This is a genomic window from Paracoccus endophyticus (assembly GCF_003286075.1).
GTDB classification, from domain to species: Bacteria; Pseudomonadota; Alphaproteobacteria; order Rhodobacterales; family Rhodobacteraceae; genus Paracoccus; species Paracoccus endophyticus.
On record NZ_QLUV01000003.1, the window covers coordinates 80276 to 92949 of the forward strand.

Sequence of the window (12674 nt, forward strand, 5' to 3'; positions counted from 1 at the left end):
ATCGATCCGGCGGCGGTCAGGCGCCGGTCACGGTCACGGTGGTGCGGGGTTCAAGGCGGACGCTGCCCAGCTTGCGGACATGGGCCTCGATCACGTCCCAGATCTGGGGGCCTTCGGTCCCCTCGTTGACGCTGGCCCAGCCGCCGACCGTATAGGACCTGGCGGGATCGACCGCCTCGCCACCGTCCAGCGTCAGGGCCGAGATGCGCTGGCCCATCGGCGCGGCCACGTCGATGGCATAGGACAGCCCGCCGACCCGCACCATGTCGCCGCCCTGCTGGTAATAGGGGTCGGCGTTGAACAGGTTATCGGCCACATCCTCCATCACCGTCTTGATCGTCTCGCCGGTCATCTCGGTGCGATAGACCTGTCCATAGGTCATCGAGCAGGCGTTGTGGATGTCCTCGCGCCGGATCGGATCGCCCGGCAGCAGCGACGGCCCCCAGCGCACGCCGGGGGACAGCGCGATCTGCACGTCGCGTTCGGACCGGATCGCGTCGCAGATCAGGTCGTCCCACGTCCCGTTGAAGTTGCCGCGGCGATACAGCAGGCTTTCGGTGGTGCCGACCACCTCTTCCAGCTCGGCCTTGAAGGGGGCACGCTCGGCGTCCACCAGTGCCGCCATCTCGGGATCGGGGGCGATCACGTCCGAGAACACCGGGATCAGCTTGTGGCGGAACCCCAGCATCTTGCCGTCGCGGACGTCCAGATCGACGCGGCTGACGAACTTGCCGTTGGACCCCGACGCGATCAGGATCGTCTCGCCCACCAGCACGGGTTCGGGCACGGCGTCATGGGTGTGGCCGGTCAGGATGACGTCGATGCCCCTGACCTGCCCGGCCATCCTGTAGTCCACGTCAAAGCCGTTGTGTGACAGGCAGACGACCAGATCGACCTTTTCCGTCTCGCGCAGCTCGTCCACGACGGCCTGCATGCGCTCCTCGCGGATGCCGAAGCTGTAGTCGGGGAACATCCATCGGGGGTTGGCGATCGGCATGTAGGGGAAGGCCTGCCCCACGACCCCGATCCGAACCCCGCCCTTTTCAAAGACCTTGTAGGGCTCGAAGGCAGGCTCGTCCCATTCCGCGTCGAAGATGTTGGCGCCCAGAAAGGGAAACGGCAGCGTGTCCACGATCTCCTTCACGCGGTCCTGGCCGAACGTCCATTCCCAGTGGCTGGTCATCGCCTCGACGCCCAGCGCGTTCATGACGTTGACCATGTCCTGCCCGCGCGTCCGCAGCGACGTCATCGAGCCATGCCACGTGTCCCCGCCGTCCAGCAGGATCGAATCTGGCCGCGCGGCGCGGATCGCCTTGACCACCGTGGCCACGCGGTCCATCCCGCCCATCCGGCCATAGGCGCGGGCCAGCGCCACGAAATCCTCGTGGGTCAGGGCATAGGCGTCCGGGGTGCCGGGCGGGATGCCGAACATGGTCAGGAAATCCTGTCCGGTGACATGCGGCGGGCGGCCGCGCGCGTCGCCCACGCCGATGTTGACCTCGGGCTCGCGGAACCAGACCGGCTTCAGCTGGGCATGGATGTCGGTGACGTGGATCAGCGTGACGTTGCCGAAGTCCTCGAACTCCAGCAGCTTGTCCTGCGACAGGGCCTGCTGCGCGGCCAGCCGGCCCCAGTTGCCGTGGCCCGACAGGCCCCACAGGGCGGACGTGGCCAGGGCGGCCTGCAGGAACTCGCGTTTGGTGATCATGGGCAAATCCTTCCCGTTCCGCGGCCGCAGCGGGCGCAGAGGATGGTCCTTGTTGACGGGGCGGCCGCGACGGCCGCACCCCGCTGGATGCAGAGGCGGCCCTGCCGCAGGCCGCGATGCGCCGCGCCCCGCGCGCCGGGGGTCGCGTCAGTGGCGGACCGCCACCCCCTCGACCGGCAGGCCGGTCCCGCGCGAGGCGACATACAGCTCCAGCGCGCGGAACTCGTCCGATCCCGCCTTGAAGGTTTCGCCGCGGGTGTCGCGCACGCAGCCGACGAACCGCTGGTGGCTGGACACCATGCCGGCATCCTTCAGACGATAGGTGGGAAAGCCGTTGATCTGGCCTTGCGACAGGTGGTCGGCGCGGATCATCCTGCCGGCGTTGTCCTCGTGGCAGTTCGCGCAGGCCATCTCGAGCTGGCCATAGCGCGTATAGTACATCTCGCGGCCCTTTTCCCACCATTCGGCGGCGGGGCCGTCGATGGCGACCTGCACGGGCATGCCTCGCGATTGCAGCGAGACGGCGGCGGTCATGTTCTTCATCTCGGGGCTGTTCCAGCCCCATTCCTCGGCGCCCATCCGGTTGACCCGGCAGTCGTTGATGAAGTTCTCAAGCGACCACAGGCTGTCGCCGGCCTTGTTCATCTTGGGCATCGCGGCGCGCACGCCCTTCATGCTTTCGATGTCGTTGTGGCAGTCCGCGCAGGACTTGCCCACCGTGCCGTCGGCGGTGTCCCAGCTTTCCAGCCCCTGATCGACGAACACCATCGCAGGGTTCTCGAAATCGTCCATCTGCATGGCTCGGGTGTCGGGGTCGCGGTACAGCCAGCCCGACCGGACCTCGGGCAGCACGTCCTTGAGGAACGCGGGCGCAGGCGCGCGGGTGGGCAGCGTCACCTCGCCCCCGTTGATCGAGATCTCGGCCTCGTCGATCGGATCGGCCCGGACCGCGGTCGCCGCCGTCATCGCGGCCAGCGCCAGTGCAGCGGCGACATGTTTCCTGGTCATTGCGATTCCCCCCTTGGTCGGTCCGGCGCGCCGGATGTCGTCTGGTTCTGTCCTGGCCGGCGGCAGCCCGGCGCGTGCGTCCGCCCGGTCAGGCAACCTCGATCGACTGCTTTTCCTCGTAGACGGACCCGTCGTCGTCGTACCAGGTGAAGGTGAACTCACCCGACTTGTCGACCAGCACGTCGAACTCGAAATACGGATTGGTCGAGATCGCGGGCTCCAGCTGCACGTCCAGCGCGTTGGTGCCGGCAAAGTCCACCACGAAGCGGTTGATGATCGACCGCGGGATGATCTTGCCGTCGGCGTCCTTGCGCTGGCCCGATTCCATCGGGTGGCTGATCAGCGTCTTCAGCGTGATGACGTCGCCGGCGCTGGCGGACTTGGGCACCTTGACGCGGGGTTTGACATTCTCGGCCATGCTCTTCTCCTGAAACTGCGATCGTGGCAGGGGCGTCAGCCGCCGCAGCCCCCGATGGTCACCTTGACGTTGGCCGTCGCGCGCTTGAAGCTTCCGTCCTCCATCTTGGCGATGGCGACGACATCCTGGGTGGTGGCCAGCCGGATGCGGGTCGCGATCTCGCGCTTGCCGGCGGCGGGGCCGAACTTGGCGATCATCACCCCGGCGGTCGGGTTCCCGGGGGCCAGCATCAGCACCTCGGACGCGCCCTCGGCGGCGACCGACACCGGCACCGTGTTGCCGTTCTCGGCGATCTCGGGTGCGGTCAGCGCGACCCCCCCATCGGTCACCTCGGCCCCGCCGGTGAACTCGGCGATCCATTGATCGGTCGTTTTCGCCGCGGCCGCGGACGCGGCAGGGGTTGCAGGCGCGGCAGGCGCTGCGGGCGCGGCCGCGGGGGCTGCGGCCGTCTGGGCCAGCGCCGCGGTCCCGAGCAGGGCAGCCACGCCGCCCGCCCCCAGGGCGATCGTCTTGCGACGGTTCAGATTCATGAAAGTCCTCCTTGTCTGTGCGGAACGCGCCCGCCCATCACTTGAGCGTCAAGAGATAGGCGAGCACATCCTCGATCTGCTGGGCGCCGAGGATGGGCGGCAGGTCGCCCTCGGGCGCCTTGCCGGTATAGGCGACGCCCGGACGGATGAAGCCCTCGGTCTTGTAGAATGCGGGCATGATGGTGACGGGGAAGGTGTGCTTGGCATTGGCCACCAGCCCGCGCAGATGCGCCTCGTCATAGCGGCTGGCGACGCCGTCCAGCGACGGCCCGATGTTGCCCTGGAAATCCACCTCGGGCATCGCGCTGATCTGGTGGCAGGCGACGCAGTTGCCCAGAGAGTTCGTCGAGATGATCTTCTTGCCCTCGTCCGGGTTGCCGGGCGCACCGCTGAGCGATTGGGCGACCGCACCATCGGTGAACACGACGGCAGAGGGCGCGACAGGCTCGGCTGCCCAGGACGGCAGGGCGAAAGCCGCCAGCAGCGCCCCCAGGGCGGTCGCGCGCATGGCGCGCGGATGGGCAAGACAGGTCATTCGGCTCCTCCCCAGGTTCCTCGACTCAACATATGCAAGAATTGAGACGTGTGGCAAACGATAGTTGCAGTCAGTCTGCAATTCCTTGATTCGTCCTTTTATCTTCCGCCATTCCGACCGGAAGCGATACGTTTTTTCTCCGCTCGGCAAACATCTCGGAATATCCTCCTGTCGCCGCCCTTCCGGGACACAGGGTTTCGTGCCGGGTCAAAGGGCGCCTTGTCCTCATCGGATCGTCGCGCTCCAGTCCATGCTGTTCACCATGACGGCCGCGATGCGGTTGATGCTGTCGGTGGCGATCAGCAGCGCAAACAGGATCAGCATCGCGCCCATCGCCTTTTCGACGCGCCCCAGCAGGGCACGGTGGCGTCCCACCCAGGCAAGGAAAGGCCGCGCGAAGAACGCGGCCAGAACAAAGGGCAGCGTCATCGCAAGGCCATAGACCAGCAGCAGCGTGCCCCCGCGCCACAGATCCCCCTGCCCGCCCGCGACGAACAGGATCGCCGCCAGCGCCGGTCCCGCGCAAGGCGTCCAGCCAAAGCCGAAGGCCAGCCCCATCAGATAGGCGCCAGGCAGCGTGGCCGCGCTGGCGGTGCTGTCCAGCCGCGCCTGCCGGTACAGCAAGGGCACGCGGATCACGCCCAGGAAATGCAGGCCGAACACCAGCAGGATCGCAGCGGCGACCCAGGACAGTTCGGTCCGATAGCGCGCAAAGGCCGACCCCATGGCGGTCGCGCCCAGTCCCAGCAGGACGAAGATCGTCGTGACCCCCAGCGCAAAGGCCACAGCCCCGCCGACCAGCCGCCGCTGCGCACCCGGCGCCAGCCCGTCGCCGCGCAGCTCGCCCATCGACACCCCTGCCAGATAGGCCAGATAGAACGGCACCATCGGCAGGATGCAGGGCGACAGGAACGACAGCAGACCGGCCAGGACGGCGCCGCCGTAGGATATCTCGGGCATCGTCCCTGCCTCGTGTCGAAACGGCAACCGCCGGTCGCCACGCGTCACTGTTGCGGTGCACGGCCGTCCCGTGTCAGGCTTGCGTCAAGCCGTCGCTGTCGTCAATGAGGTTGCCGTGGCCCGCCCTGCCCCGCTGATCCCCCTGCGCGTTGCCGTGCTGGCCGTGATGACGGCCGTCGCGCCCGCCGCAATGGCCGCTGACCTGCGGCTGGTGATGTTCGAGCGCGAGGGCTGCATCTACTGCCGCCAGTGGCACGAACAGGTCGGGCCGGCCTATCCCAAGACCCCCGAGGGCGCCGCCGCGCCGTTGTTGCAGTTGGACATCCACGATCCGCTGCCCGCCGGCACGGCCCTGACCGCCGGGCCGCCGGTCATTACGCCCACGTTCGTGCTGACCGACGGCGGGACCGAGGTGGCGCGGCTGACCGGCTATGCGGGGGACGAATTCTTCTGGGTGCTGCTGGATGGCATGCTGGCGCAGACGGGATGGACCCCGCCCCCGGCCGCCCTGCCCGCCGATCCCGTCGCGGCGGCCCCGGCATCCGGGCCGCCCGCCACACACTGACCCTTCCCTTCCACGGAGACGCAGATGACCCCGATTCCCACCTTCGCCCGCCTTGTTGCGCTGAGCGCCGCCCTTGCGATCCCCGCCGCCGCGCTGGCACAAGCGTCGCCGGACGGCGCGGCCTATACCAAGACCCTCGACGCCGCATTCGACGACGTGACCTTTGCGGTCGAACAGGCGATCACGAACGCCGGGCTGGTCATCGACAACACCAGCCACGTCGGCGAGATGCTGTCCCGGACCAAGGCTGACGTGGGCGGGGCCAAGGACCTGTACACCGAGGCGGACGCCTACACGTTCTGCTCGGCCGACGTCTCTCGCAAGGTGATGGAGGCGGACATCACCAACATCCAGTTCTGCCCGTACTCGATCTTTGTCTACGAGACCGCAGACCAGCCGGGTCGCGTGACGGTGGGCCACCGCCTGTATCCGGGCGACACGATGGCGCCGGTCAATGCCCTGCTGTCGGGCATCGTGGACGAGGCCACGGCCGAGTAGGCCCGCCCGATCCCAGCAACCTGCGGCAGGGCAACGCGCGGCCGCCTGATCCTGAGGCTGGCCGTCGCATCGGCACCAAGGTCGAGGCGGACAGAGAAGGCGACAACGCCAGCCCCCGAGGCCAGCGGGCGGTCAGCGTCGTCGGCGGTGCCCTGGGCGCAGAACGGCACGCAGCGCGGGCGCCCCGGGGCCGGCGCTGCGGCCAGGGAGTGGACAAAGCGGCCGACGGGCCCGTGGGGACGTGCCCGTCGGGGCGCGTCGAGGTCAGTCCCCCTCGCCGGGCGCGGGCGAAAAATATTTTTCCAGCTTGCCGGGCTGGCCGTCCATGGCCTGATAGCCGGGCATCGGGTCCTTCTTGCGGGTGATGACCGGCCACTGGTCCGCATAAGTCCGGTTGAACTCGACCCATTTCTCCATGTCCGGCTCGGTGTCCGGTCGGATGGCGTCCGCGGGGCATTCGGGTTCGCAGACGCCGCAGTCGATGCATTCGTCGGGGTGGATGACCAGCGTGTTCTCGCCCTCGTAGAAACAGTCCACGGGGCAGACCTCGACGCAGTCCGTGTATTTGCACATGATGCAGTTTTCGGTCACGACATAGGTCATCGGCAGTTCCTCGCGCGGGCGGTGCGGGGTTTCACCTAGTCCTTTGCCGCCCCCGGTTCAAGCGGCGCGGCCGTCGCGGGGGACGTCCCGACCACGTCGTCGCCCTGCGGGGGGCGGTCCAGATCCTCGTAGAGCGCCAGCGCCTCGGTCGCGGGGCCGCGCCGCTCGCCCGAGGCCAGCACGCGCAGGCTGCGCACGCCGCCTGGCACCGCGGCAGTCACCACATCGCCCGGCCGGACCTCGTGCCCAGGCTTTCGACAGGGCGAGCCGTTGATCCGCACCCCGCCCGCCGCAATGCGGTCGGCGGCAAGGCTGCGGGTCTTGAACACGCGGGCGTGGCACAGCCAGCGGTCCAGCCGGATCGCGGCGGGCAGCGGCTCGGGCGGGTTGCCGCGGCTGCGGTCGGCGCGCCGCGCCATCAGCGCCGCAGGGTCCTGCGAGCGCTCATGGCTTGTTCTTCAGCGCGGCGAGGACGGCGAACGGGCTGTCCGGGTCCAGCGGCTTTTCGGCACGAGGGGGCCGCGCCTCGAAGCGCGCGCCCTGCGCCTTGCCCTTGTCGCCCTGAGGACCGCCCGGCTTGTCGCCCGACCGCCCCTGCGGCTTGCCGCCCTTGCCGCCGAAGCGGGCCGGCTTGCCGTCCCCCCGGAAGCCGCGGTCCTGCTGGCCCTCGGCTGCGCCTTCGCGCGGGCGATCGCCGCCGGGCTTTGCGCCGGGGCGCCGATCGCCACGCGGACGCTCGCCCCGCGGCCGGTCGCCCTGGGGCTGCTCGCTCCGAGCCTCGGGCGATGCGACGCCCTGCCCGCCCCCCTGCCCGCCGCCGCGCGGCCCGTCAAAGCGTCGGGGACCGCGTCCCTCGGACCGGGTCTCGCCGCGCCCCTCGCCCTCGTGTCCGCGACGCGGGCCGCGCGTGCGCGGCGCCCAGACGAAGGTATAGAAGCTCTCCATCTCCGGCGCCTCGGCCGGCGCGCCCGCATCCGCATCCGGCGTCGGCATCGCATCCGTCGCGCCATCCGCACCCTCTGCGGTGGCGGGCGCGTCCGCGTTGCCCGTGGCTGCCCCTGCCTCGGCGGCGGCGGCCCCCTCGGCGGCGCGGCGCTCGGCCTGCTCGGCCTCCCAGCGGGCGCGCGTCTCTGCGGCCAGAACGCTTTCCTCTTCGGTCAGGGGTGCCGCCGTCTCGCCCTCGGGAACGGCCGCAGCCTCGGGCACGGCAACCGGGACGGCCGCAGCGCGGGTCTTGGCACGCTCTCCCTTGGTCGCGCGATAGCCAAGCCCGCCCATCAGATCGGCAAACTGGTCCAGCGTCATGCCGGTGATCGACAGCATCTCGGGCGTCGCCTCGAAGCCGCCGCGGCTGTCCTGCCCGCGCAGCATGTCGGCCAGGCGTTCCAGCATGTCGATGCGGATCGCCCGGACGCCCGCCGGGTGATACCCCGACAGCGTATAATAGCCGCGCGGCACGTCGGGCAGGTTCGGGATCGTCACCAGCCCGGGGGGCGGGCTTTCGGGAAACTCGTCCGCGCCCTCCCACAGGGCCGACAGCAGCAGCCGCAGCCGCGTCGGCGCAGGCTTCAGCACCGCCGGCAGGAAGATCGTGTACTGGCCGAACCGGACGCCGTGCTTTCGCAGACTGCCGCGCGCGTCCTGATCCAGTTCCTTGATCTCGGCCGCGATGCCCTCGCGCGGCAGCACGCCCATCGCCTCGCCCAGACGGAACGCCACGCCGCGGGCCAGGCCGCTGACGCTCTCGTCGGCCAGCAGACCAAGCAGCGGCTCGAATCCGGCGGCAATCTTGCGGTCGATGAAATGCTGCAGGCGGCGGCGCACCTTTTCGGCGACCTCGGGCCCGGCCTCCTCGTCAACGAAGACCTCGATGCCGGGCTTCAGCGGCTCGGCGCCCTTGACCAGCTTGCCGACCGCGGACGACCCCCACATCAGCCCACCCTGAACGGTAAAGTCCAGCTCGGGGTCGGGGGCGTTCAGAAAGCGGTCGGCGCGCAGGTGGAACTCGGGGCGCAGCGCCTCATAGGCGGCGCGGGTCAGCATTCTCGCTTCGTCCCCCGCGGCGGACGGATCGGTCCGAAAGCGGAATCCGTCCAGACGGCCGGCGAACTCGCCCTCGACCGTCACTTCGCCCTTGTCGTTCACCTCGGCCACCAGGCTCTCCTTCTGCTTGAGCCGGCGCATCAGCACGGATGTGCGCCGGTCCACGAATCGCTGCGTCAGCGCCGCATGCAGCGCATCCGACAGGCGGTCTTCTACCGCGCGGGTCTCGCCCCGCCAATGGGCTTCGTCCCGGACCCACCCGCTGCGCTGGGCGACATAGGTCCAGGTGCGGATATAGGCCAGGCGCTTGCTGATCGCGTCGATGTCGCCGCCCGGCCTGTCGATGCGGGCGACGGCGCGCGCCAGCCAGTCGCCGGGGATGCCGCCCTCCTGCAGAAACCCGAAGATGCGGGTCAGCAGGCTGGTGTGCTCGGCCGGCGAGATGCCGCGAAAATCGGGGATGCGGCAGACGTCCCACAAGAGCCGCACGTCTTTTGGATGCGTCACCCGGTCGCGGATCTCGGGCAGGTCGCGCAGGACCTTCAGCGCGGACAGGTCGTCCGCCTCGCGCCCGCGGCCCAGCCATTCGTCGCCCGAGGGCCGCTCCAGCGACTGCACCAGCCGGTCCACGGTCCCGAACTCCAGCGCCGAGTTGCGCCAGACAAGGCGGCTGATCGGAGCAAAGCGGTGGTTTTCGATCGCGTCGATCAGCCCCTCGTCCAGCTCGGACGCCTCGCCGGTGACGCCGAAGGTGCCGGGCTCGGTGTGGCGGCCCGCGCGGCCGGCGATCTGGCCCAGTTCGTGCGGGAACAGCGGCCGCAGGCGGCGGCCGTCGAACTTGTGGGTGGCCTCGAACGCCACATGGCGGATGTCGAGGTTCAGCCCCATGCCGATGGCGTCGGTGGCGACCAGGTAATCGACCTCGCCCGCCTGGTACATGGCCACCTGCGCGTTTCGGGTGCGGGGCGACAGCGCCCCCATCACGACCGCGCAGCCCCCCTTTTGCCGGCGCAGCAGTTCTGCCGTGGCATAGACGTCGTCCACGGAAAACCCGACGATGGCCGAACGCTCGGGCATCCGGCTGAGCTTGCGCGACCCCGCCCAGGACAGCGTGGAAAACCGCTCGCGCCGCATGAAATTGGCCTCGGGAACCAGCGCCGCGATGGCCGGACGCATGGTGGCGCTGCCCAGAAACAGCGTCTCGTGCAGGCCGCGCATATGCAGCAGGCGGTCGGTGAAGACATGGCCGCGTTCGGGGTCGGCGCACAGCTGGATCTCGTCGATGGCGACGAAATCGGCCAGCACCTCGGGCATCGCCTCGGTCGTGGCGACCCAATAGGCGGCGCGCTCGGGGACGATGCGCTCCTCGCCGGTGATGAGGGCCACGACAGACGGCCCGCGCGCCTTGACGATGCGGTCATAGACCTCGCGCGCCAGCAGCCGCAGCGGCAGGCCGATGACCCCGGTGCGGTGCGCCAGCATCCGCTCGATGGCGTAATGGGTCTTGCCGGTGTTGGTCGGCCCCAGCACGGCCGTGATGCGACCCGCCATGTCAGACGTCCTGCCCGGTTTGCCGCGCCGTCAGCCGCGCGACACCGTCCTGCGCCTCGGGTTGGTGGGGATTGATCTCAAGGCTCTGGCGCCAGGCAGCCAGGGCGCGGTCGTCTGCGCCCGTCTCCTCCAGCATGGCGCCCAGTTGCGTCAGCGCGCCCCAGTGCCGCGGTTCCAGCGCCAGGGTGCGGGCCAGGTCGGCGCTGGCCGGACCGAACTGCCCGACCATGGCATAGGCCTGCGCGCGGGCGGCGAATCCGGCGGCGAAATCGGGCGCGTGATCGGTCAGCGCCGTCAGGTGGCCGATGGCGGCCAGCGGATCGCCGGCGTCCAGCGCCGCCTCGCCCCGCTGCAGCAGCAGATCCAGCGCGGCCGAGCCCGAGCGCGACCACGCGCGCTCGATGTCGGACTGCGCACGCATCCAGCCGTCGCCGGTTGTCTGGGCCAGTTCGGCGAACAGCCGGTCCATCTCGGCCGGGGTCTGGGCGGCCGCGGGGGTGGCCGTCAACGAAATCGCAACAAGTCCGGTGCATAATGCCGCGACGACAGGATGGAAACGGGCGGACACGCGACGCATAGTGTCGATGTAATGGCTGACGCGCCGCGGCGCCACCCAAAGGGAGACAAAGATGAGTGCTGTGATCGAGGGGGCCGTCAAGGCGCTGGGCAACAAGATCTCGTCGTTCGATTCGACGGCCAAGTTCGTGATCGAGGGCGAGGGCGCGATCATGATCGACGCCGGCGGCGTGCGCGCCGGGGACGAGCCGGCCGAGGTGACGCTGACCGCCAGCCGCGACACGTTCGAGGGCATCCTGAACGGCGATGTGAACCCGACGATGGCTTACATGACGGGCAAGCTGAAGATCGACGGCTCGCTGACCGACGCGATGAAACTGGGCGCCGCGCTGTCGTAAGTGGCAACGGACGATCCGCGTGACGGCGCGGCCGAGGTCGCGCCGTTCCACCTGCTGCCCGGCGATCCCGCGCCCCCCGCCGCATGGTGGCTGCGGACCGAGGACGGCATCCGCCTGCGCGCGGGGCTGTGGCAGCCTGTGGGCCCTGCGCGCGGCACGGTGCTGCTGTTTCAGGGCCGCACCGAGTATCTTGAGAAATACGGGCCGGTCGCCCGCTGCCTGACGGGCGCGGGGCTGGCGGTGATCGGGGTGGACTGGCGCGGACAGGGGCTGTCGGACCGGCTGCTGGCCGATCCCCGGCTGGGCCATGTCGCGGACTTTGCCGAGTATCAGCGCGACGTGGTCGAGCTGGCGGTCGCCGCACAGGCCATGGACCTGCCGCGCCCCTGGCATCTGCTGGCCCATTCCATGGGCGGGTGCATCGGGCTTGCCGCGCTGATGAACGGCCTGCCCGTCGACAGTGCCGCGTTTTCCGCGCCGATGTGGGGGCTGCATCATCCGCGCGTGCCGGGGGCGGTCGTGACCGGCGTGACCCGCGCCGCCCATCGGCTGAGGCGCGCGCAGCGCGTGGCGATCGGCACCGGGGGCGCGGGGACCTATCTGCTGGACGCGCCGTTCCGGGGCAACGCGCTGACCGGCGACGCCCGCCAGTGGGCGCGTCTGGTGGCGCAGGCCGGAAGCTGGCCCGACCTGACGCTGGGGGGCGCAACCTACGCCTGGATCGCCGCCGCGCGGGCCGAGATGCAGCGCCTGGCCCGCCTGCCCTCGCCCGACGTCGCCACGCTGATCGGCGTCGGCGGGGCCGAGGCGGTCGTCTCGCAGGCGGCGATCCGCAGCCGCGCCGCAGGCTGGCCGCAGGCGCGGCTGTTGCAGATTGCGGACGCGCGCCACGAACTGATGTTCGAGAGCGAGGCGCTGGCGCAGCGATTCACCGCCGCCGCTCTCGCCTTGTTCACGGCCACGACCGCACAACGGACCTGAGGCCGCGGCCTGGCGCGGCCGTTCTGCGCGTGACGAACCACCAGATTGCGGCCCATCCCGCCGGTCGCCAAGGGACGCGCAGCGACAGGGGCATGGTCCCGGTCGCGCAGTTTCGGGAGGATCGCAAAGATCTCCTCCGGCGCCTCGAGGCCGGTGCAGAGCGACCCGGTTTCCGCACCGTTCGAGAACCATACTCCCGAGGCGCGCCTCGCCATTGCAGCCCATTGCGATTGACGAAGACGATCTCGCTCAACACACGCCGATCACGACGTGGGGCTTTCCATGGCGCTTCGGGAAGAATGGACGGAGACGCTCCATCTGCGCCTCGGTCAGCCAGAAAAGGTTGCTCATGCATCAGCC

Annotated in this window: 14 protein-coding genes and 1 pseudogene; 4 read left to right on the forward strand and 11 right to left on the reverse strand. The window is 69.8% G+C overall.

From position 1 onward, the window contains the following. Positions 1-16 precede the first annotated feature (16 nt). From soxB to DPQ23_RS05360, 6 genes are all read right to left on the reverse strand, one after another. Positions 17-1708, reverse strand: coding sequence for a thiosulfohydrolase SoxB (gene soxB, locus DPQ23_RS05335; RefSeq protein WP_112873664.1), 1692 nt, complete (start codon positions 1706-1708; stop codon positions 17-19). Positions 1709-1855: 147 nt separating this feature from the next. Beyond that, complete coding sequence (soxA, locus tag DPQ23_RS05340) at positions 1856-2716, reverse strand: sulfur oxidation c-type cytochrome SoxA (protein WP_112873665.1); 861 nt, start codon at positions 2714-2716, stop codon at positions 1856-1858. Between the two features lie 88 nt (positions 2717-2804). Next, positions 2805-3134, reverse strand: coding sequence for a thiosulfate oxidation carrier complex protein SoxZ (gene soxZ, locus DPQ23_RS05345; protein WP_112873666.1), 330 nt, complete (start codon positions 3132-3134; stop codon positions 2805-2807). A 35-nt stretch (positions 3135-3169) separates the two neighbouring features. Continuing rightward, a complete protein-coding gene (gene soxY, locus DPQ23_RS05350) occupies positions 3170-3664 on the reverse strand; it encodes a thiosulfate oxidation carrier protein SoxY (RefSeq protein WP_112873667.1) in 495 nt (164 codons plus the stop codon). Between the two features lie 37 nt (positions 3665-3701). Next, positions 3702-4199, reverse strand: coding sequence for a sulfur oxidation c-type cytochrome SoxX (soxX, locus tag DPQ23_RS05355; RefSeq protein ID WP_240602455.1), 498 nt, complete (start codon positions 4197-4199; stop codon positions 3702-3704). Positions 4200-4424: 225 nt separating this feature from the next. Then, positions 4425-5159 (reverse strand): cytochrome c biogenesis CcdA family protein, encoded by a 735-nt coding sequence (locus DPQ23_RS05360; RefSeq protein ID WP_112873669.1) that lies wholly within the window; start codon positions 5157-5159, stop codon positions 4425-4427. 115 nt (positions 5160-5274) lie between these two features. Between DPQ23_RS05360 and DPQ23_RS05365 the strand changes: the two genes are divergently transcribed. Beyond that, complete coding sequence (locus tag DPQ23_RS05365) at positions 5275-5724, forward strand: thioredoxin domain-containing protein (RefSeq protein WP_205961417.1); 450 nt, start codon at positions 5275-5277, stop codon at positions 5722-5724. A gap of 24 nt (positions 5725-5748) precedes the next feature. Further along, positions 5749-6222 (forward strand): DUF302 domain-containing protein, encoded by a 474-nt coding sequence (locus tag DPQ23_RS05370; RefSeq protein ID WP_112873670.1) that lies wholly within the window; start codon positions 5749-5751, stop codon positions 6220-6222. Between the two features lie 264 nt (positions 6223-6486). Here the strand turns inward: DPQ23_RS05370 and fdxA are convergent, their stop codons facing one another. Genes fdxA through DPQ23_RS05390 form a run of 4 tightly spaced genes read right to left on the reverse strand, consistent with a single transcriptional unit; the run spans position 6487 to position 10927 of the window. Continuing rightward, positions 6487-6825, reverse strand: coding sequence for a ferredoxin FdxA (fdxA, locus tag DPQ23_RS05375; protein WP_112873671.1), 339 nt, complete (start codon positions 6823-6825; stop codon positions 6487-6489). A gap of 35 nt (positions 6826-6860) precedes the next feature. Next, positions 6861-7244 carry an RNA-binding S4 domain-containing protein gene (locus tag DPQ23_RS05380; protein WP_112873672.1) on the reverse strand — a complete coding sequence of 128 codons (384 nt, stop codon included), beginning with the start codon at positions 7242-7244 and terminating at the stop codon, positions 6861-6863. A gap of 25 nt (positions 7245-7269) precedes the next feature. Continuing rightward, positions 7270-10419, reverse strand: coding sequence for a helicase-related protein (locus DPQ23_RS05385; protein ID WP_112873673.1), 3150 nt, complete (start codon positions 10417-10419; stop codon positions 7270-7272). Position 10420: 1 nt separating this feature from the next. Beyond that, positions 10421-10927: a tetratricopeptide repeat protein gene (locus DPQ23_RS05390; protein ID WP_240602457.1), complete on the reverse strand. Its 507-nt coding sequence runs from the start codon at positions 10925-10927 to the stop codon at positions 10421-10423. 121 nt (positions 10928-11048) lie between these two features. Here DPQ23_RS05390 and DPQ23_RS05395 point away from each other — a divergent pair, with 121 nt between their 5' ends. After that, on the forward strand, positions 11049-11333 hold the full coding sequence (locus DPQ23_RS05395; RefSeq protein WP_112873675.1) for an SCP2 sterol-binding domain-containing protein: 285 nt from the start codon (positions 11049-11051) through the stop codon (positions 11331-11333). Then, positions 11334-12314 carry an alpha/beta fold hydrolase gene (locus DPQ23_RS05400; protein ID WP_112873676.1) on the forward strand — a complete coding sequence of 327 codons (981 nt, stop codon included), beginning with the start codon at positions 11334-11336 and terminating at the stop codon, positions 12312-12314. Between the two features lie 187 nt (positions 12315-12501). Here the strand turns inward: DPQ23_RS05400 and DPQ23_RS05405 are convergent. Further along, a pseudogene (locus DPQ23_RS05405) lies at positions 12502-12665 on the reverse strand (transposase); the annotation flags it as partial. Positions 12666-12674: the final 9 nt, after the last annotated feature.